Source organism: Streptomyces sp. NBC_01013, from assembly GCF_045162765.1.
Lineage (GTDB): Bacteria > Actinomycetota > Actinomycetes > Streptomycetales > Streptomycetaceae > Streptomyces.
In genome coordinates this window covers 6,217,770-6,236,731 of the sequence record NZ_CP108687.1, presented here as the reverse complement: position 1 = coordinate 6,236,731, position 18,962 = coordinate 6,217,770, and the positions used below count along the sequence as shown (strand labels likewise).

General features: G+C 71.0%; 18 protein-coding genes. 5 read left to right on the top strand and 13 right to left on the bottom strand.

The genetic code is table 11. The features are described from left to right. Nucleotides 1-124 precede the first annotated feature (124 nt). Genes hisF through hisD form a run of 8 tightly spaced genes read right to left on the bottom strand, consistent with a single transcriptional unit; the run spans nt 125 to nt 5,903 of the window. Nucleotides 125-880, bottom strand: a complete 756-nt coding sequence (gene hisF, locus OG538_RS27165; RefSeq protein WP_406097887.1) for an imidazole glycerol phosphate synthase subunit HisF — start codon at nt 878-880, stop codon at nt 125-127. Continuing rightward, on the bottom strand, nt 880-1,275 hold the full coding sequence (locus OG538_RS27160) for a RidA family protein (RefSeq protein WP_406097885.1): 396 nt from the start codon (nt 1,273-1,275) through the stop codon (nt 880-882). Before OG538_RS27160 ends, hisF begins: the two co-directional genes overlap by 1 nt. After that, a complete protein-coding gene (gene priA, locus OG538_RS27155) occupies nt 1,272-1,997 on the bottom strand; it encodes a bifunctional 1-(5-phosphoribosyl)-5-((5-phosphoribosylamino)methylideneamino)imidazole-4-carboxamide isomerase/phosphoribosylanthranilate isomerase PriA (RefSeq protein ID WP_145762961.1) in 726 nt (241 codons plus the stop codon). Before priA ends, OG538_RS27160 begins: the two co-directional genes overlap by 4 nt. After that, on the bottom strand, nt 1,997-2,638 hold the full coding sequence (gene hisH / locus OG538_RS27150; RefSeq protein ID WP_406097882.1) for an imidazole glycerol phosphate synthase subunit HisH: 642 nt from the start codon (nt 2,636-2,638) through the stop codon (nt 1,997-1,999). Before hisH ends, priA begins: the two co-directional genes overlap by 1 nt. A 10-nt stretch (nt 2,639-2,648) precedes the next feature. Then, entirely contained in the window at nt 2,649-2,816 is a 168-nt protein-coding gene (locus tag OG538_RS27145) for a hypothetical protein (RefSeq protein WP_168713658.1), read from the bottom strand. After that, on the bottom strand, nt 2,813-3,415 hold the full coding sequence (gene hisB / locus OG538_RS27140; RefSeq protein ID WP_406097880.1) for an imidazoleglycerol-phosphate dehydratase HisB: 603 nt from the start codon (nt 3,413-3,415) through the stop codon (nt 2,813-2,815). Before hisB ends, OG538_RS27145 begins: the two co-directional genes overlap by 4 nt. Next, the gene (locus tag OG538_RS27135; RefSeq protein WP_406097878.1) at nt 3,412-4,584 is read right to left on the bottom strand and encodes a histidinol-phosphate transaminase; all 1,173 of its coding nucleotides are present in this window, start codon (nt 4,582-4,584) and stop codon (nt 3,412-3,414) included. The genes hisB and OG538_RS27135 overlap by 4 nt, the downstream gene beginning before the upstream one ends. Beyond that, nucleotides 4,581-5,903, bottom strand: coding sequence for a histidinol dehydrogenase (hisD, locus tag OG538_RS27130; protein ID WP_406097877.1), 1,323 nt, complete (start codon nt 5,901-5,903; stop codon nt 4,581-4,583). The genes OG538_RS27135 and hisD overlap by 4 nt, the downstream gene beginning before the upstream one ends. A 307-nt stretch (nt 5,904-6,210) precedes the next feature. On the opposite strand from hisD, the gene OG538_RS27125 reads away from it, so the two are divergent. From OG538_RS27125 to ybaK, 4 genes are all read left to right on the top strand, one after another. Then, nucleotides 6,211-7,812 carry an oxidoreductase gene (locus OG538_RS27125; protein ID WP_406097875.1) on the top strand — a complete coding sequence of 534 codons (1,602 nt, stop codon included), beginning with the start codon at nt 6,211-6,213 and terminating at the stop codon, nt 7,810-7,812. A 244-nt stretch (nt 7,813-8,056) separates the two neighbouring features. After that, nucleotides 8,057-9,094, top strand: a complete 1,038-nt coding sequence (locus tag OG538_RS27120) for a hypothetical protein (protein WP_406097873.1) — start codon at nt 8,057-8,059, stop codon at nt 9,092-9,094. A 5-nt stretch (nt 9,095-9,099) separates the two neighbouring features. Further along, a complete protein-coding gene (locus OG538_RS27115) occupies nt 9,100-9,843 on the top strand; it encodes an LON peptidase substrate-binding domain-containing protein (protein WP_406097871.1) in 744 nt (247 codons plus the stop codon). A gap of 22 nt (nt 9,844-9,865) precedes the next feature. Further along, a complete protein-coding gene (gene ybaK, locus OG538_RS27110) occupies nt 9,866-10,390 on the top strand; it encodes a Cys-tRNA(Pro) deacylase (RefSeq protein WP_406097869.1) in 525 nt (174 codons plus the stop codon). A 137-nt stretch (nt 10,391-10,527) separates the two neighbouring features. On the opposite strand, the gene OG538_RS27105 is transcribed toward ybaK, so the two are convergent. The 4 genes from OG538_RS27105 to OG538_RS27090 form a co-directional block, all read right to left on the bottom strand. Further along, entirely contained in the window at nt 10,528-11,310 is a 783-nt protein-coding gene (locus OG538_RS27105; protein WP_406097867.1) for an ABC transporter permease, read from the bottom strand. Nucleotides 11,311-11,344: 34 nt separating this feature from the next. Then, nucleotides 11,345-12,073: an ABC transporter permease gene (locus OG538_RS27100; protein WP_406100322.1), complete on the bottom strand. Its 729-nt coding sequence runs from the start codon at nt 12,071-12,073 to the stop codon at nt 11,345-11,347. 205 nt (nt 12,074-12,278) lie between these two features. Further along, nucleotides 12,279-13,253, bottom strand: a complete 975-nt coding sequence (locus tag OG538_RS27095; protein WP_406100320.1) for an ABC transporter ATP-binding protein — start codon at nt 13,251-13,253, stop codon at nt 12,279-12,281. A 154-nt stretch (nt 13,254-13,407) separates the two neighbouring features. Further along, entirely contained in the window at nt 13,408-14,748 is a 1,341-nt protein-coding gene (locus OG538_RS27090; protein ID WP_406097865.1) for an NYN domain-containing protein, read from the bottom strand. 260 nt (nt 14,749-15,008) lie between these two features. Here OG538_RS27090 and OG538_RS27085 point away from each other — a divergent pair, with 260 nt between their 5' ends. After that, nucleotides 15,009-15,188, top strand: coding sequence for a hypothetical protein (locus OG538_RS27085; RefSeq protein ID WP_148017758.1), 180 nt, complete (start codon nt 15,009-15,011; stop codon nt 15,186-15,188). Between the two features lie 92 nt (nt 15,189-15,280). On the opposite strand, the gene dnaE is transcribed toward OG538_RS27085, so the two are convergent. After that, complete coding sequence (dnaE, locus tag OG538_RS27080) at nt 15,281-18,817, bottom strand: DNA polymerase III subunit alpha (protein ID WP_406097863.1); 3,537 nt, start codon at nt 18,815-18,817, stop codon at nt 15,281-15,283. Between the last annotated feature and the right edge of the window lie 145 nt (nt 18,818-18,962).

The following is an 18,962-nucleotide window of genomic DNA, read 5'->3' as shown; positions in this document are numbered from 1 at the left end:
TGGCGCACATCGGCAACTTCACCGGTCTCCGCGACCGGTGCTCCCCCTGGCGGCCCCCAGCGGACCGACCGGGTGCTGCCCCCGCCGGCCCCCACGGGCCGACCCGGTGCTCCCCCGCCGGCCCTCAGCGGACCGGGTGTCCGGCCTCCCGCAGAGCGCCCTTGACCTCGGAGATCCGCAGATCACCGAAGTGGAAGACGGACGCGGCGAGGACCGCGTCGGCCCCCGCTTCGATGGCCGGTGCGAAGTCCGCGAGCCTGCCCGCGCCGCCGGAGGCGATGACGGGCACGGTCACGTGCCTGCGCACGGCTGCGATCATCTCGGTGTCGTAGCCGTCCTTGGTGCCGTCGGCGTCCATCGAGTTGAGCAGGATCTCTCCCGCGCCCAGCTCGGCGGCCCGGTGCGCCCACTCGACCGCGTCGATGCCGGTGCCCTTGCGGCCGCCGTGCGTGGTGACCTCGAAGGTGCCGGCGGGAGTACGCCGGGCGTCCACGGAGAGCACCAGGACCTGACGGCCGAAGCGCTCGGCGATCTCCCGGATCAGCTCGGGCCGGGCGATGGCCGCGGTGTTGACGCCGACCTTGTCTGCGCCGGCCCGCAGAAGCTTGTCGACGTCGTCGGGCGTGCGGACGCCGCCGCCGACCGTGAGCGGGATGAAGACCTGCTCGGCGGTGCGGCGCACCACGTCGTACGTCGTCTCCCGGTCACCGCTGGACGCGGTGATGTCGAGGAAGGTCAGCTCGTCGGCGCCCTCGGCGTCGTACAGCTTCGCCATCTCGACGGGGTCACCGGCGTCGCGCAGGTTCTGGAAGTTGACGCCCTTGACGACGCGGCCGTTGTCCACGTCGAGACAGGGGATGACACGTACCGCGAGCGTCATCACACACCTGCCCGGTAGGCCTCGACCTCGACCTCGACGACCAGGCTCGGGTCGACGAAGCCGGACACGATGATCATGGTGGCGGCGGGGCGCACGGCGTCGAACAGCTCCTTGTGGGCGCGGCCGACCTCCTCCACGTCCCGGGCGTGCGTGATGTACATCCGGGTGCGGACGACGTCCTCGCGGCCCAGGCCCACCTGCTTCAGCGCCTCGAAAGCGACCTCGAAGGAGGTGACGGCCTGCTCGTAGGGGCTGCCGGCGGAGATCTGGCCGCCCACCACGGACGTGCAGCCGGCCACGAGTACGAGCCCGTTGGAGAGTTCGACCGCTCGGGAGTAGCCGAACTTCTCCTCCCAGGGGGCGCCGGAGGAGATGCGCTTGACGGCGTCGGTCATACGGAGACCGCCTCCAGCGCCTCTTCGAGGGTGAAGGCCTTCGCGTACAGGGCCTTGCCGACGATCGCGCCCTCGACACCGGCCGGGACCAGCGAGGAGATGGCCCGCAGGTCGTCGAGCGAGGAGACGCCGCCGGAGGCGACGACGGGCTTGTCCGTGGCCGCGCAGACGTTCTTCAGGAGCTCCAGGTTCGGGCCCTGGAGCGTGCCGTCCTTGGCGATGTCGGTGACGACGTAGCGGGCGCAGCCTTCGGAGTCGAGGCGGGCGAGCGTCTCGTAGAGGTCACCGCCGTCGCGGGTCCAGCCGCGGCCGCGCAGCGTGGTGCCGCGGACGTCGAGGCCGACGGCGATCTGGTCGCCGTGCTCGGCGATGACCTTGGCGACCCATTCCGGGGTCTCCAGGGCGGCCGTACCGAGGTTGACGCGGCGGCAGCCGGTGGCGAGGGCGGCGGCGAGCGAGGCGTCGTCACGGATGCCGCCGGAGAGCTCGACCTTGATGTCCATGGCGCCGGCCACCTCGGCGATGAGCGCCCGGTTGTCACCGGTGCCGAAGGCGGCGTCCAGGTCGACGAGGTGCAGCCACTCGGCACCGGCGCGCTGCCAGGCGAGTGCGGCCTCCAGCGGGGAGCCGTAGGAGGTCTCGGAGCCGGACTCCCCGTGCACCAGGCGGACCGCCTGGCCGTCGCGGACGTCTACGGCGGGGAGCAGTTCAAGCTTCGGCATTACAGCGTCTCGATCCAGTTGGTCAGCAGCTGGGCGCCGGCATCGCCGGACTTCTCGGGGTGGAACTGGGTGGCCCACAGCGCGCCGTTCTCCACGGCTGCCACGAACCGTTCGCCGTGCGTGGCCCAGGTGACCTTGGGAGCACGGATCTTGGCGTTGGTGACTTCGAGGGACCAGTCGTGCGCCGCGTAGGAGTGCACGAAGTAGTACCGGGCCTCGGCGTCGAGTCCGGCGAACAGCCGGGAGTCCTCGGGTGCCTGGACCGTGTTCCACCCCATGTGCGGGACGACGTCGGCCTGGAGCGGCCCGACGGTGCCGGGCCATTCGTCGAGGCCTTCGGTCTCCACACCGTGCTCGATGCCGCGCTCGAAGAGGATCTGCATGCCGACGCAGATGCCCATGACGGGGCGTCCGCCGGAGAGCCTGCGTCCGATGATCCATTCGCCGCGGGCCTTCTTCAGGCCCTCCATGCACGCGGAGAACGCGCCGACGCCGGGCACCAGCAGCCCGTCGGCGTTCATCGCCGTGTCGAAGTCACGGGTGATCTCGACGTCGGCGCCGACGTGGGCGAGGGCGCGCTCGGCGGACCTGACGTTGCCGAAGCCGTAGTCGAAGACCACGACCTTCTTCTTCGTATCCACGTGTGCTCCCTCAGTCCCAGAGGCCTTGGATCCGCATGACGCCCGCTACCAGGCACATCACGGAGGCGATCCCGAGCAGCACGATGACGCCCTTGGGCATGCCCTGCTTCGAGAAGGAGTAGACCCCGCCGGCCAGGAAGAGGCCGACCAGGATCAGGACGGTGTTGAGGCCGGTCACAGGGCGCCCTTCGTGGAAGGGAGGATGCCGGCCGCGCGCGGGTCGTGCTCGCTGGCGTAACGCAGGGCACGGGCGAGCGCCTTGAACTGGCACTCCACGATGTGGTGGGCGTTGCGCCCGTACGGCACGTGGACGTGCAGGGCGATCTGCGCCTGGGCGACGAACGACTCCAGGATGTGCCGGGTCATCGTCGTGTCGTACGCGCCGATCATCGGCGCCATGTTCTCGGGCTCGGTGTGCACCAGGTACGGCCGGCCGGAGAGGTCGACGGTGACCTGGGCGAGCGACTCGTCCAGCGGGACGGTGCAGTTGCCGAAGCGGTAGATGCCGACCTTGTCGCCGAGGGCCTGCTTGAACGCGGCGCCGAGCGCGAGGGCGGTGTCCTCGATGGTGTGGTGCGAGTCGATGTGCAGGTCGCCGTCGGTCTTGACGGTGAGGTCGAACAGTCCGTGGCGGCCGAGCTGGTCGAGCATGTGGTCGTAGAAGCCGACCCCGGTCGCGACATCGACCTTGCCGGTGCCGTCGAGGTTGATCTCGACGACCACGGAGGTTTCCTTGGTGGTCCGCTCCACTCTTCCTACGCGGGCCTCGCGAGTCATGCGTCGTGCTCCTTCTTCAGTTCGCGTACCGCATCGAGGAACGCGTCGTTCTCTGCCGGGGTCCCTGCGGAGACCCGCAGCCATCCCGGTACGCCGTTGTCCCGGACCAGGACGCCCCGGTCGAGGATGTGCTGCCAGGCGGTGTGGCTGTCGGCGAAGCGGCCGAACTGGACGAAGTTGGCGTCCGAGTCGGTGACGGCGAAGCCGAGAGCGCGCAGCTCGGTGACGATCCGGTCGCGCTCGCCCTTGAGCTGCGCGACGTACCCGAGGAGCGTATCGGTGTGCTCCAGGGCGGCGAGCGCGGTGGCCTGGGTGACGGAGGACAGGTGGTACGGGAGCCGCACGAGCTGGACCGCGTCGACGACGGCCGGGTCAGCGGCGAGGTAGCCCAGGCGCAGTCCGGCTGCTCCGAACGCCTTCGACATGGTGCGGGAGAGCACCAGGTGGGGGCGGCCCTCGATCAGCGGGAGCAGCGAGGCGTGGTGGCTGAACTCTCCGTACGCCTCGTCGACCACGACCATCGACGGTCCGGCTTCCTGCGCGGCGTCGTACAGCGCGAGGACGGTGTCGGCGTCGACGGCGGTCCCGGTGGGGTTGTTGGGCGAGGTGATGAAGACGACATCGGGCCGGCGCTCCGCGATGACCGCACGGGCGGCGTCGACGTCGATGGTGAAGTCCGCGTTGCGCGGCCCGGAGATCCAGCCGGTGCCGGTACCGCGGGCGATGAGGGCGTGCATCGAGTACGAGGGCTCGAAGCCGACCGCGGTCCGGCCGGGGCCGCCGAAGGTCTGCAGCAGTTGCTGGAGCACCTCGTTGGAGCCGTTGGCCGCCCAGACGTGAGCGCGGGTGACTTCGAGCCCGGCGGTGCGGGAGAGGTAGCGGGCGAGCTCGGTGCGGAGCTCGACGGCGTCCCGGTCGGGGTAGCGGTTGAGGTCGCGGGCGGCCTCGCGGACCCGCTCGGCGATCCGGTCGACGAGCGCCTCGGGGAGCGGGTACGGGTTCTCGTTGGTGTTCAGCCGGACGGGTACGTCGAGCTGGGGCGCGCCGTACGGGGACTGGCCGCGCAGTTCGTCACGGATCGGGAGGCCGTCCCAGGCGTTGCGCGGGGTGCTGTCGCCGGTGGTGCCCTTGTCCCTGGAGCTGTTGCCCGTGGTGCTGTTGTTCGTCACTGCTGCGGAACCTTCCACCCGAACCTGGCCTTGAGCGCGGCGCCGTGGGCGGGGAGGTCCTCCGCCTCGGCGAGGGTCACCACGTGGTGGGTGACCTCGGCGAGCGCGTCGCGCGTGTAGTCGACGATGTGGATGCCGCGCAGGAAGGACTGCACGGACAGGCCCGAGGAGTGGCAGGCGCAGCCGCCGGTGGGCAGCACGTGGTTGGAGCCGGCGCAGTAGTCACCGAGGGAGACGGGCGACCAGGGGCCGACGAAGATCGCGCCGGCGTTACGGACGCGGCCGGCGACGGCCGCGGCGTCGGCGGTCTGGATCTCCAGGTGCTCCGCGGCGTACGCGTCCACGACCTTGAGTCCGTCCTCCAGGTCGTTGACCAGGACGATCGCGGACTGGCGGCCGGCCAGTGCGGGCTCGATCCGGTCGGTGATGTGTTTGGTCGCGGCGACCTGGGGCTTCAGCTCGGCCTCGGTGGCGGCGGCGAGTTCCTCGGAGTCGGTGACCAGGACCGCGGCGGCCATCGGGTCGTGCTCGGCCTGGCTGATCAGGTCGGCGGCGACGTGGACCGGGTCGGCGGTGGCGTCGGCGAGGATCGCGATCTCGGTGGGTCCGGCCTCGGCGTCGATGCCGATGCGGCCCTTGAGGAGGCGCTTCGCGGCGGCGACGTAGATGTTGCCGGGGCCGGTGACGAGGTTCACCGGCAGGCAGTCCTCGGTGCCGTACGCGAACATCGCGACGGCCTGGGAGCCACCGGCGGCGTACACCTCGTCCACCCCGAGCAGCGCGCAGGCCGCCAGGATCGTGGGGTGCGGCAGGCCGCCGAACTCCTTCTGCGGCGGGGACGCGACGGCGATGCCTTCGACACCCGCCTCCTGGGCCGGGACCACGTTCATCACGACGGAGGACGGGTAGACCGAACGTCCGCCCGGTACGTACAGCCCGACGCGCTCGACGGGCACCCACTTCTCGGTGACGGTGCCGCCGGGCACGACCTGGGTCGTGTGCGTGCGGCGGCGCTGCTCGCGGTGGACGAGGCGGGCCCGTCGGATGGACTCCTCCAGCGCGGCACGCACGGCGGGGTCGAGCTGTTCCAGTGCGCCGGTGATCGCGTCGGCCGGGACGCGGATCGAGGAGAGCCGCACGCCGTCGAGTTTCTCCCCCCAGTCGATCACTGCCGCCGAGCCACGATGGCGTACGTCCTCGCAGATGGGCCGCACCGTCTCCAGGGCGGCTTCCACGTCGAACTCGGCACGGGGCAGCAGGTCGCGCAGGGCGCCGCCCTCGGGGAGGGCATTGCCGCGCAGATCGATTCGAGAGATCACACCGCAATTCTCGCAGACCGCCTCAGGCGCCCGGACGTCCGTATCACTGGCTGATACATGCCCTTCGTGTGACGGCTGACTATGAGCGTTCATTCGGTCACTCAGAGGGAATAAGCGGGTTACGACCTGGTGCGCGACGGAGAGCGGACCGGCGAGCGCCGCCATGCGGCTTCGAATCCAAGGCGGAAGAGGGAGTCGACGCGGAGCGTCGTTACCGACGACAACGCCGGAGTCGCAGTCGCGGGGCTCGGGAGCCCGCCCGCCATCGCACCCCCGGCCGTTTCTGCTCCGAGCGGAAGGAGCGTCGGTGACCGAACCGCACGACGGGGACATTCCGGACGGCCTCAGCGCCGCGGAGCTGGGCATGTGGCTGGCTTTCCGGACCGGGACCACCTACGACCTGCGCGCCCGCGACGGGGTGCGCGACGATCCCTTCGCCCCGCACGCCTGGGGCCCCGAACGCAGCGTGGAGGCCCAGGTCGTCGCCCGGCTGCTGCTGAGCGGTCCACCGGCCCGGCCGGGCCGGGTGGCGGCACTGAAGCTCCGGGGGCTACGGGTCACGGGAAGGCTGGACCTCGCGGGCGGCCGCGTCGATCCGTACGTGGAGCTGACGGGCTGCCGCTTCGAGGAGGAGGTGGTGCTGCCCGAGTGCCACTTCACGACCCTGCGGCTGGTGGGGTGCGCGATGCCCCGGCTGGAGGCGGCGCGGCTGCGCACCGAGGGCGACCTGCATCTGCCGCGGTGCCGGGTCGAACGCGGGATCCGGCTCACGGATGCCCAGATCGGTACGGATCTGCTGATCAGCCAGATCGAAATCGGCCCCGACCGGCAGGGGCGAGCACTCGTCGGTGACGGACTCACGGTCGCCCAGGACCTGCAGGCTGAGATGGTCCAGACGCTCGGCGAGCTCAGCCTGCGCGGGGCGAAGGTGGGCGGTTCGCTGAGTCTGCGCGGCAGCCGGCTGCGGGCGACGCAGGGACGCCGCGCGCTCAACGCCCCGCAGCTGAGCGTGGAGCGGACGCTGTACATGAGCGAGGCCTGGGTCAGCGTGGACACGGGGAACCAGGGCGCCACTCCCCCGTACGGCATCGCCAGCTCCCCGACGCCCGCCCGCGGCACCCGCTCACAGGTCTTCCGGTGCCGGGGCGGGGTGCGGCTGGACGACGGGCGGTTCGGCGACGCGGTCGATCTGCACAAGGCCGTCTTCGTGCTGACCGGCCACGAGGAGCTGTCGCTGCGCCGGATCGTCACTCCGGAACTGCGGTTCAACCCGGAGCGCCCGGCGCACGGCCGGGTGGTGCTCAACGGGGCGAAGGTCGTCACGCTCATCGACGTGTCGACCAGCTGGCCGGGCCCGGGCGGTCTGGCGATGGGCGGATTCGTGTACGAGAACCTCGTCCCGTACGGGCACTTCCCGCTCTCCCGCCGTCTGGAATGGGTGTCCGCCGCGACCCCGGAGTACGTACCGGAGCCCTACGAACGGCTGGCCACCGTGCTCCGCAACAGCGGGGAGGACGCGGACGCCCGCGAGGTGCTGCTCGCCAAGCAGCGGCGCCGCCGCGAGACGCTGCCACCCGCCGCCAAGCTCTGGGGCTTCGTCCAGGACTGGACGGTGGCGTACGGCTACCGCCCGGGGCGGGCTGCGGTGTGGATGGCCGTGCTGTGGGCGGCCGGAACGGTCGCGTTCTCGCGGTACGAACCGACGTCGATCAAGGGCAGCGAGCATCCCGAGTGGAATCCCGCGCTGTACGCGCTGGATCTGCTGGTGCCGGTGATCAACCTCGGCCAGGACGGGTACTGGCGGCTGGAGGGCGGCTGGCAGTGGGTGGCAGCGGCCCTCGTCCTGCTGGGATGGATACTGGCCACCACGGTCGCCGCCGGCGCCTCGCGGCTGCTGAGCCGCGGCTGACCGGCGCGTGCGGCCTTCCGGAGGGCGCCCGGGCCGGGCGCCCTTGCGCCGCCGGGCCCGGAGTTGACCGGCCGGGCCTGCCCGAGCGCCGGACAGACCGCCGGAGCCCACCACCTGAGCGACCGGAACAGGCCAGATTCCGTTATTTTCTTTACTCTTTCTTGGCCGCGTTCAGTACAACCCATCCACTCGGCACCAAAGCTTCACAGCGCCCCTCTGGCGCCTGTCCGACCAGCGCTTTTCAATGGTCTGCACCATGCCTTTCCTCCGCGCCCTGCTCCGTACCGCGCGCATGATCCGGCACACTCCGGAGCTGTCTGCCGGGTTGCCCGCGGACCATGCGGTGATGCTCGACGCCCCCGACGAGCGCCTCTCGCCCGCGCTGGTGGCGGCCGCACTCGGGGAGTACGAACCGGCGGCGAAACTGCTGGCGACGACCCGGGGCGCCGCCGAGTGGGAGAGCCGGGACCGCTATCTGAACCGGCTGGTCGCCTTCGCCCGCAACCGGGACGGGTGGCTCAGGGACTGGCTGGCCGCCTCTCCGCGCGATCCCGACGCCATCCTCGTCAAGGCCCAGCTGGCCGTGGAGCGAGCCTGGGAGTCGCCGGCCCGCGCCGAGCAGCTCCGCGCGGTCGGGCCGATGATCACCGCGGCGGCGGAGGGCGATCCACGCGATCCGGTGCCCTGGCGCCTCGCACTGGACCACGCCCGTGGCACCCATGCCACGCACACCACGTTCGAGGCGTTGTGGGAACAGGCCATACAGCGCTCCACGCACCACTACGGCTGTCATGTCGCCGCTCTCCAGTACCTCTCCGCCGCCTGGTACGGCTCGCACCGCGAGTGCTTCGACTTCGCGGAGCGGGCCGCCGAGGACTCAACTCCCAGCTCCCTGGTGCAGGCGCTGCCGCTGCGGGCCGCCTTCGCGGTGCTGACCGAGGGGCCGGGGGCCGGGTTCACCTCGGTGCAGGAGGAGCGGATCGACGCCGCGGCGGATCTGGCGATCTCGCTGTCCGCCGCATTCGCGGCCGGCGACCCGTGGCCGGCGGAGGTGCGCAACCTGCTCGCGTACGTGCTGGTGGTGCGGGGCCGCTGGGCCGAGGCGCTGGAACAGTTCCGGCAGATCGGACCACACGCGGCGTCGTTCCCGTGGGCCTCGGTGTCCGACGATCCGCTCGGCAGGTTCCTCGACACACGGGACGGAGCGCGGCTCCGGGTGGCCTCCGGGACGCCCTTGCGCCACCGGGCCGACCGGGGACACGCGCGCGGCCATTACGCTTGACCGTTGTGACCACCGCTCGCCTGCCTCTGTTCCCGCTGAACGCGGTGCTGTTTCCCGGCCTTGTGCTGCCGCTGAACGTCTTCGAGGAGCGTTATCGCGCCATGATGCGCGAGCTGTCGAAGACCGACGAGGACGAACCGCGCCGGTTCGCCGTGGTCGCCATCCGAGACGGCCGTGAGACCGCTCCGACGGGCGCGGGCATGCCGGACGCGCTGACGGTTCCCGTCGAGCGCGGCCCGGCGGAGGGCTTCGGCCCGGACCCGGTCCAGACGTTCCACCGGGTCGGCTGCATCGCCGACGCGGCGAAGATCCGGGAGCGCGCGGACGGCAGCTTCGAGGTCCTGGCGACGGGCACCAGCCGGGTGAAGCTCCTGTCGGTGGACGCGAGCGGCCCGTTCCTCACCGCCGAGCTCGAAGAGCTGGAGGAGGAGCCGGGCGAGGAGGCGGAGGCGCTCACCGAAGGCGTCCTGCGGGCCTTCCGCGCCTACCAGAAGCGACTGGCGGGCGCGAACGAGCGCTCCCTGACGACGGGCGCGGACCTGCCCGACGAGCCGTCGGTCGTCTCCTATCTGGTCGCCGCCGCGGCGGTCCTCGACATCCCCGCCAAACAGCGGCTGCTCCAGGCCCCGGACACCGCGACGCGACTCCGCGAGGAGCTGACGATCCTGCGGTCCGAGACGGCCGTCATCCGCCATCTCCCGTCGCTGCCGGCCGTGGATCTCACCCGCGCCCCGACCCACCCCAACTGAGCGACCGGAGGGCCACTCCCCCGTGGCGAAGAAGCCGAAGAAGCAGCCCCAGTCCGGCGGCACCCCCGCGACGGTCGCGCTGACCGCGGCGGGCACGGAGTTCACGGTGCACGCCTACGAGCACGACCCCGCCTCGGCCTCCTACGGCGAGGAGGCGGCCGAGGCCCTCGGCGTCTCCCCCGACCGGGTGTTCAAGACCCTGGTCGCCGACGTGGACGGCCACCTGACGGTCGCGGTCGTCCCCGTGGCGGGCTCCCTGGACCTGAAGGCCCTGGCCTCCGCGGCCGGCGGCAAGCGCGCCGCGATGGCCGACCCGGCGGCGGCGGAGCGCACCACGGGCTACGTCCTCGGCGGCATCTCCCCCCTGGGCCAGCGCAAGCGGCTGCCCACGGTGCTGGACGCGTCGGCACGGTCCCACACCACGATCTGCGTGTCCGCGGGCCGCCGCGGCCTGGAGGTCGAACTGTCCCCCACGGACCTGGCCGCCCTGACGAACGCGGTCTTCGCCCCGATCGGCCGGGGCACATCGAACCCGTCCGGCGCCTGAGGAACGGGCCGGCGCACCCGCCCAGGGACCCGTCCCCGCACATCCAGCGCGTCCGGCGCCTGAGGACCGGGGCCCGGGGCGGAGCCCCGGTTACGGGGAGGGGCGGGTGGGGGAAAGACCCCGCGCAGCGGCCCCGCTCACCCCCCGGCAGGCGGCGCGGGCGGCTCGGGCGAGGACGACGGAGCAGGACCGGAAGGCGACGGCCCGGACGGCGACGGCGAATCGGGCGACGACGGCGCAGGACCGGAAGGCCCGGGCCCGTACGACGCACCCCCCGCAGGCCCCCCGTGGTACACCCCCCACTCCGGCTCCGGATCCCGCGGCCCGAACAGCGCCGTCAGCCCCAGATGCACGGCCATCGCGGCCAATGACCACGCCAGCAGAACGCCCTTCGCGTGCAGCTCCAGCGGCGCGTCGAAGACCACACCCTTGCCGACCTCTCGCGCATGGGCGACCACATCGTCGGTCGGCCCCAGGCGCGTACCGAGCCACCACGCCAGGAGCGAACCGAGCCCGCCGCCCAGCGCGAGCGCCACCACGACGGGGATCCCGCCCTTGCGGTTGAACCAGAAGGCCAGCCCCGCGGACACCGCACCGAAGGCCAGCGCGAGCAGCGCGAACGTGCCGTCGGCGCCGATCGCCTCCTCGCCCTCGCTGTCGCTGAGGAAGACGGCCGTGTCGTCGGAGACCAGCGGCACACGAGGCGCCAGCCACAGCCAGAGCAGACCGAGCGCGAACCCGGCGACCGTCACGGCGACGCCGACCACCGCCGCCCGGCGCAGTTCCTTACGGAACTCCTCCTCCTGCGGCGACCGCAACAGGGTTCCGAGATGGGAACCGCCTGGGCCGCCCCCTTCCGGCGGCGTCTGCCACGGGTCGTGGGGCGAGGGCTGGTGCGGCGGCGTCAGAGGTGCTGTCACCGTGCCATCGTGCCAGGCGTCCCGGTGGCACGCCTCACCGGACCGCTGCCCTGCGGTACGCCCAGGTCGCCACGGCGAGCGAGAGAACGCCCACGACGGCGCAGACGCCGAGGTCGAGGCCGACGACGGCCCAGTCGGGGTGGGCGTCGAACGACCGGGAGAGTGCCTCGACTCCGTACGTGGAGGGCAGCAGGTCGCGCGCCCAGCCGATCGGCTGCGGCAGTCGGGCCGCGGGGAGCACGCCCAGCAGCAGCGCCGCGGACATGCCGAGCTGCCCCAGCAGGGTGGCGAGCTCCGGTCGCGGCGCGAGCAGCCCGAGGGCGGCGCCGAGTCCGGCCAGGGCCGCCCCGGCGAGCGGGATGACGGCGACGAGGACCCACAGGTGGGTCATCGGCAACCCGAACAGAACGCTGCCGGTCACGGCCGTCACGATGGTGCCGGGCACGGTGAAGGAGGCGTACGCCCCGGCCGCACCGAGTACCACGGCAGCGGGCGGCACCGGCAGGGTCGCGTAGTGGTCGAGGCCGCCACCCGCCCGCAACTGCCCGAAGTACTGGGCGAGCAGGTTCAGCGCGACGAAGGCGACGACCAGGACGCTGGACCCGGCCACCACGGCACGGGCCTCGTCGCCCCCGTCCACGACCCCACGCATCAGGACCATGATCCCGATTGACTGGAACGTCGCTACGAAGAGCAGCGGGATGCGCGCGACGCGGGCCCGGGACAACTGCGCCCGGTAGACCGCGGCGAGTGAGGGGAACAGCCGGGCGCGCGGCGCGAGCGGCGCGGGCGCCCGGCCCTGCGCGCCCTCGCCGTCACGCCCTGTCCGGCTCGGCTGCCCGGACTGCCCGGCCACCGCTTCCGCAGGAACGATGCTCGTCACCTGGCGCTGCTCCTGTTCGGTCCCTGTCCGGCCGCACACCCGCACCGGTCCGCTCCGGCCGCTCCGGCCACCGCATTGATCCCGCTCATGACTTCACCAGCCCCTTGGTCGCGTCCCCGCCGAGCGCCAGGTACACATCTTCCAGGCTGGGCGTCGCCAGGGTGAAGTCGTCGAGTGCGGCGAAGGCGGCGCCCCCGGTCACTGCGGCGACGGCCGCCCGCGCCTCGTCGGGTCCGAGCCGCAGCACCCAGCGGCGGCCGGACTCCTGCGCGGACGCCCGTAGCGCGGCGACCTCGGGTACGTCCAGCGGCGCGCGCTCGCGCCACACCAGTTCGACCCGGACCTCGCCCGCGACCCGCTCCTTGAGTCCGGCCGGGGTGTCGCAGGCGATGACCTTGCCGCGTTCCATGACGGCGACGCGGTCGAGGACGGTCTCGGCCTCGATGACGTTGTGGGTGACCAGGAGCACCGACGCACCGCGCTCGGCCCGCCGCCGGTCGACCGCGGCCCAGACGGCGCGTCGTGCCACGGGATCCATGCCGGTCGTCGGCTCGTCCAGGATGAGCACCGCCCGCTCCCCGACCAGTGCGGCGGCCACACAGGCGAGCCGTCGCTGCCCGCCGGAGAGCTTCTTGAGGGGGCGGCCGGCGATCTCACCGAGGCCGAGTTCGTCGAGCACCGCGTCGCGTTCGGCCCGGGCCTCGCGCACGGGCAGGCCGCGCAGCCGTGCGGTGGTCTCCGCGGCGAGGGCGACGGTCAGCTCGTCGAGGGCGGTCGACTCCTGCCCCAGGTAGCCGATCAGCCGGGAGGCCCGTTCGGGGTGGCGCACGAGGTCGTGGCCCAGCATGTCGACACTGCCCGAATCGGGCCGCATCAGTCCGGTGAGCTGACGTACGAGAGTGGACTTGCCGGCACCGTTGGGGCCGAGCAGTCCGAAGATCTCACCGCGCCGGATGTCCAGGCTGATGCCGTCGGTGGCCCGCACCTCGGGTGTGGCGGGGGTGCCGCGCCGGCCTCGGGCCGCGGGGTAGGTCTTGACCAGATCCCGCACCGCGCACACGGTGCCGTTCGCCGTCTGCGCCTGTGCTGTGCCCGTACTCACGAGGTACGAGGGTACGGGGTCCGGGGACCCGCATTACGCCCGGGGCCGCACCGATCGGACATCGTCGCGGCAGACAACGGCCGGGTTGAGCACCTCGGGTACCGACGCGCACTCAGTCCCCGGATGCCGCCGTGCTCGCAGGTTTCCCGGCGGCGGCCGCGGGCCGGTCGGCCGCCGGGGGGTGCTTCTCGCCCGTGGGAGCGTGCTCCGCCGCGGCCCGTACGTCGATCTCGCGCCAGAATCCCGCCCGGATCGCGTACCGGTCGTGCTCGTCGATCTGGTCGTCCTTGTGGGCGAGGAGTCCGAAGCGCGCGGCGTAGCGCAGGAGTTCGCCGTCGATGCGGTGCGGGATGCGGGGGTACATGGTGGACAGCTTCTGCAGGTGGACGGTTTCCGGCAGTCGTTCCATCCAGCGCCGGGCGAACACCTGCCCCACCTCGAAGGGATCACCGCCGACCGTGGTGATGTCCTCCTCCCGGTCCGCCCAGCGCTGCTCGGCGCTGGTGAGCTGGGCGAGCGTCGGCAGGGAGGCGGTCTCGGGCGGTTCGCCGAGGGGGCCGGCCCGCTCCACCCACCCCCGGTCGGAGGACCAGCGCAGGGTCGCACCGGCGGGCGACGGGGCGGGGTGCTGGCGGTCCGCCTGGGCGGCCGGGCCGCGCAGGGTGCCCGCGAGGTCCTTCGGGGTGGGAACGCCTCTGCCGCCCTGGCCGTGCACGGTGTGGCCGGTGTTCTCGTCGGGCGGGGCGGACGTGCCGTTGCGGTCGGCTTCGGCCTGGGCCTGGGCCTGGGAACCCCGCTCGGCGGAAGCCGCGAGGGCCGCCTCGGGCAGGGGCGCGGAGAGGATCGCGGCGATCTCGGGGCGCGGGACGGGAGGCGGGGCGCACGCGCCCCCGGTCTCCTTGGCCCGTACGGCCTGGGTGATCCAGGCCCGGTCCAGCACGCGCCGCTCGTCGGCCTCCGCGACGAGGTCCTCCGACTGGTTGTAGTCGCCGTCGGCGGCCTGGACGGCCCAGAGGTGAACGGCGACGCCGTGTTCCTTGGCGGACATCAGACCGGGCAGCAGATCACCGTCGCCGGTCACCAGGACCACGTCCGAGCAGGCCCGGTTCCTGGCCAGTTCGGTGAGCTCGGCGTGCATCGCCGCGTCGACACCCTTCTGCGCCCACCGCCCGTCGCTGCGGGTGAGGGCTCCCAGCCGTACCGTCACCCGTGGCATGACACGCAGCCTGCGGTGTTCGGGCTGCGGTACGCGGTCGGGGGCGCCGTCGAACCAGTAGATCCGCAGCAGGGGCTGTTCCGTATCGGCCTCGGCCCGCTCCCGCAGGCCCTGGATCAGGGCCGCGTGGTCGACGGTGATGCGGGAACGGGCGGGCTCTCCGGCCAGCAAGCTCGCGGCTGCGCCCAGCAAGTAGCCGGCGTCCACCAGGACGACGCAACGGTCCACGCGTTCCACCCTCTTCCAGGAATTCGGGAACGGGTCCAGCGGGTCCGGTCTCCGGGAAAGGGACGGATCCGCTTACTCAGGGTTTCCTTCGAGTCTGCCCGACCGCGCGAGGGTTGACGGCCGGAACTCGATCATCGGCGTGGCGGATCCGGAAAACGGCGCATCATACCCCCTCACTACGCACGGTAATGATCCAACATGCGGTGTTTATCCGATTATGTGAATCTGACAGCGGTCCTGGCCCCGAGAGTCCTTATAGGAGGAACACCATGGCCAAGAACAAGAACCGCAAGCAGGGCAGCCAGCAGGATCGCGCCTCCGAGTCGGAGCGCGGTGCGCAGGAGGCACGGTCCACGGCCTTCGAGTCGCAGAACCAGCCCCAGGCGCAGTCCCAGGGCAGCCCTGCCGATGTTGCGCGTAAGCATCAGCGGCGCTTCGGCCACAACTGACCGGACTTCTCCGGTACGGCCACAGGCCGGTAGCCGGGAGGGGCGCACCCGCAGTCGCGGGGCGCCCCTCCCGTGCGTGTGCCTCAGGTGTGTCAGCCGGCCAGACAGGACGGGCCGAGCAGGACCTTGAGGTCACCGAAGAGCGCCGGGTCGGCCTTCACCCGGTGACGGTCGAGCCGCAGGACCGTGGTCTTGCGGGGGCCCTGGAGCCTGATCCGTACCTCGGTGTCGCCCCGGTGGCTGTTGAGCACCTCACCGAGCCGGCTGACCATGGGCGGGGTGATCTTGACGGTGGGGATGGTCAGGACCACGGGGGCGTTGGTGCCCGCGTTCGAGATGTCCGGGACCTGCATCTCCATGGCGACCAGCCGGGGCACGTCCTCGCGCTTGTCGAGCCGTCCCTTGACGAAGACCACGGTGTCCTCGACGAGCTGGGTGGACACCAGCTGGTAGGTGGCCGGGAAGAACATGCACTCGATGGAGCCGGCCAGGTCCTCGACGGTGGCGATGGCCCAGGCGTTGCCCTGCTTGGTCATCTTGCGCTGGAGGCCGGAGATGATGCCGCCGATGGTGACGATCGCACCGTCGCTGTGCTCGCCGCCGGTGAGCTGCGAGATCGCCGCGTCGGACTTGTCGCTCAGCACGTGCTCGATGCCGAAGAGCGGGTGGTCGGAGACGTAGAGCCCGAGCATCTCGCGCTCCTGGGCCAGCAGGTAGGACTTCTCCCACTCGATGTCGGAGAACTCGACGTCGAGCCCGAAGCCCGGCTCGTCGCTGTCCTCCTCACCGCCGCCGAAGAGGTCGAACTGCCCCTCGGCCTCCTTGCGCTTGACCTGCACCACGTTGTCGATCATGGGCTCGTGGTGGGCGACCAGGCCCTTGCGGGTGTGGCCCATCTCGTCGAAGGCGCCGGCCTTGATGAGCGACTCCACGGTCCGCTTGTTGCAGACGACCGCCTCGACCTTGTCCAGGAAGTCGGGGAAGCTGCTGTACTTCCCCTTCGCCTTGCGGCACCGGATGATCGAGTCGACGACGTTCTGGCCGACGTTACGGATGGCCGTCAACCCGAAGAGGATGACGTCGTCACCCTGGGCGGCGAAGTTCGACTCCGACTCGTTGACGTTCGGCGGGAGCACCTTGATGCCCATGCGGCGGCACTCGTTGAGGTAGACCGCCGACTTGTCCTTGTCGTCCTTGACCGAGGTGAGCAGCGCCGCCATGTACTCGGCGGGGTAGTTGGCCTTGAGGTAGCCCGTCCAGTAGGTGACCAGCCCGTACGCGGAGGAGTGCGCCTTGTTGAAGGCGTATCCGGCGAAGGGGACCAGCACGTCCCACAGCGCCTTGATCGCGGCGTCGGAGAAGCCGTTCTTCTTGGCCCCGGCCTCGAACAGGACGAAGTTCTTCGCCAGCTCGTCGGCCTTCTTCTTGCCCATCACGCGGCGCAGGATGTCGGCCTCGCCGAGCGAGTACCCGGCGACGATCTGGGCGGCCTTCTGCACCTGCTCCTGGTACACGATCAGGCCGTAGGTGAGGCCGAGGACCTCCTTGAGCGGCTCCTCCAGCTCCGGGTGGATCGGAGTGATCTCCTGGCGGCCGTTCTTGCGCTCGGCGTAGTTCGTGTGCGAGTTCATGCCCATCGGACCCGGCCGGTACAGGGCCGAGACGGCGGAGATGTCCTCGAAGTTGTCGGGCTGCATCTGGCGCAGCAGGGATCGCATGGGGCCGCCGTCGAACTGGAACACCCCGAGCGTGTCGCCGCGGCAGAGCAGCTCGTACGTCTTGGGGTCGTCCAGGGGCAGCGCCAGCATCTCCAGGTCGACGCCCTTGTTGGACTTCACCATCTTGATGGCGTCGTCCATGATCGTCAGGTTGCGCAGCCCCAGGAAGTCCATCTTCAGCAGGCCGAGCGACTCGCACTGCGGGTAGTCCCACTGCGTGATGGTGACGCCGTCGGTGTGGCGGACCCAGACCGGGGCGTGGTCGACGATCGGCTCGCTGGACATGATGACGCCCGCGGCGTGCACGCCCATCTGCCGGACCAGGCCCTCGACGCCCTTCGCGGTGTCGATGACCTTCCGGACGTCGGGCTCGTTCTCGTACATCCCCCGGATCTCGCCGGCCTCGCTGTAGCGCGGGTGCTTGGGGTCGGTGATGCCGTTGAGGTCGATGCCCTTGCCCAGGACGTCGGCGGGCATGGCCTTGGTGAGCCGGTCGCCCATCGCGTACGGGTAGCCGAGGACGCGGGCCGAGTCCTTGATGGCGTTCTTGGCCTTGATCTTGCCGTAGGTGCCGATCATGGCGACCTTGTCGGCGCCGTACTTCTCCGTGACGTACCTGATCACCTCGACGCGCCTGCGCTCGTCGAAGTCGATGTCGACATCGGGCATGGAGACGCGCTCGGGGTTCAGGAAGCGCTCGAAGATCAGCCCGTGCTCGATCGGGTCGAGGTCGGTGATGCCCATCGCGTACGACACGATCGAGCCGGCGGCGGAACCTCGGCCCGGGCCGACCGCGATGCCGTTGTTCTTGGCCCACATGATGAAGTCGGCGACAACCAGGAAGTATCCCGGGAACCCCATCTGGATGATGATGTCCATCTCGTACTCGACCTGCTTCTGCCGGTCCTCGGGGACCCCGCCCGGGAAGCGGCGGTCCATGCCGACGCGGACCTCCTCCTGGAACCAGGTGATCTCCGTGTAGCCGTCCGGGATGTCGAACTTCGGCATCAGGTCACGCTTCTCGAACATCCCGGTGGTGTCGATCTGCTGCGCCACCAGCAGGGTGTTGGCGCAGCCCTCCTGCCAGGCGTCCGAGGAGTCGACGCCGTACATCTCGTCCGTCGTCTTGAGGTAGTAGCCGGTGCCGTCGAAACGGAAGCGGTCCGGGTCCGAGAGGTTCTTGCCGGTCTGGATGCAGAGCAGCGCGTCGTGCGCGGTCGCCTCGCTGGCGTAGGTGTAGTGCGAGTCGTTCGTCACGAGCGGCGGGATGTTCAGCTTCTTGCCGATTTCGAGGAGCCCGTCACGGACCCGGCGCTCGATCTCGATGCCGTGGTCCATCAGCTCCAGGAAGTACTTGCCCTCGCCGAAGATGTCCTTGTAGTCGGAGGCCGCCTGGACCGCCTCGTCGAACTGTCCGAGCCGCAGCCGGGTCTGCACCTCGCCGGAGGGGCAGCCGGTGGATGCGATCAGGCCCTCGGACCACTGGGAGATGGTCTCCTTGTCCATGCGCGGCCACTTCTGCAGCCAGCCTTCGGCGTAGGCGTCCGAGGACAGCTTGAAGAGGTTGTGCAGCCCCTTGGCGTTCGACGCCCAGATCGTCTTGTGGGTGTAACCACCCGAACCGGAGACGTCGTCACGCTTCTGATGCGGCTGGCCCCACTGGATCTTCCGCTTGTGCTTGCGCGACTCGGGGGCGACGTACGCCTCGATCCCGATGATCGGCGTCACATTCGCCTTCGCCGCCGAGTGGAAGAAGTCGTACGCACCGTGCAGGTTGCCGTGGTCCGTCATCGCGATATGGGACATGCCCATCTCGTTGCAGGCCTCGAACATGTCCTTGAGCCGCGCGGCACCGTCCAGCAGCGAGTACTGGGTGTGGACGTGAAGGTGCGTGAAAGGCGGCTTGGTCACGGCGCTGTGCCTCCGGGGGAAGTGAGGGGGACAGCGTGGAAGTCTACGTCTCCCGGGTCACGAGTGGCGGGCACTCCGCGATACGGTCGCGCGTTGGAAGGGCGAGGACGCCCGTCCCTTTTGTCATGTACGTCATCATGCAGGC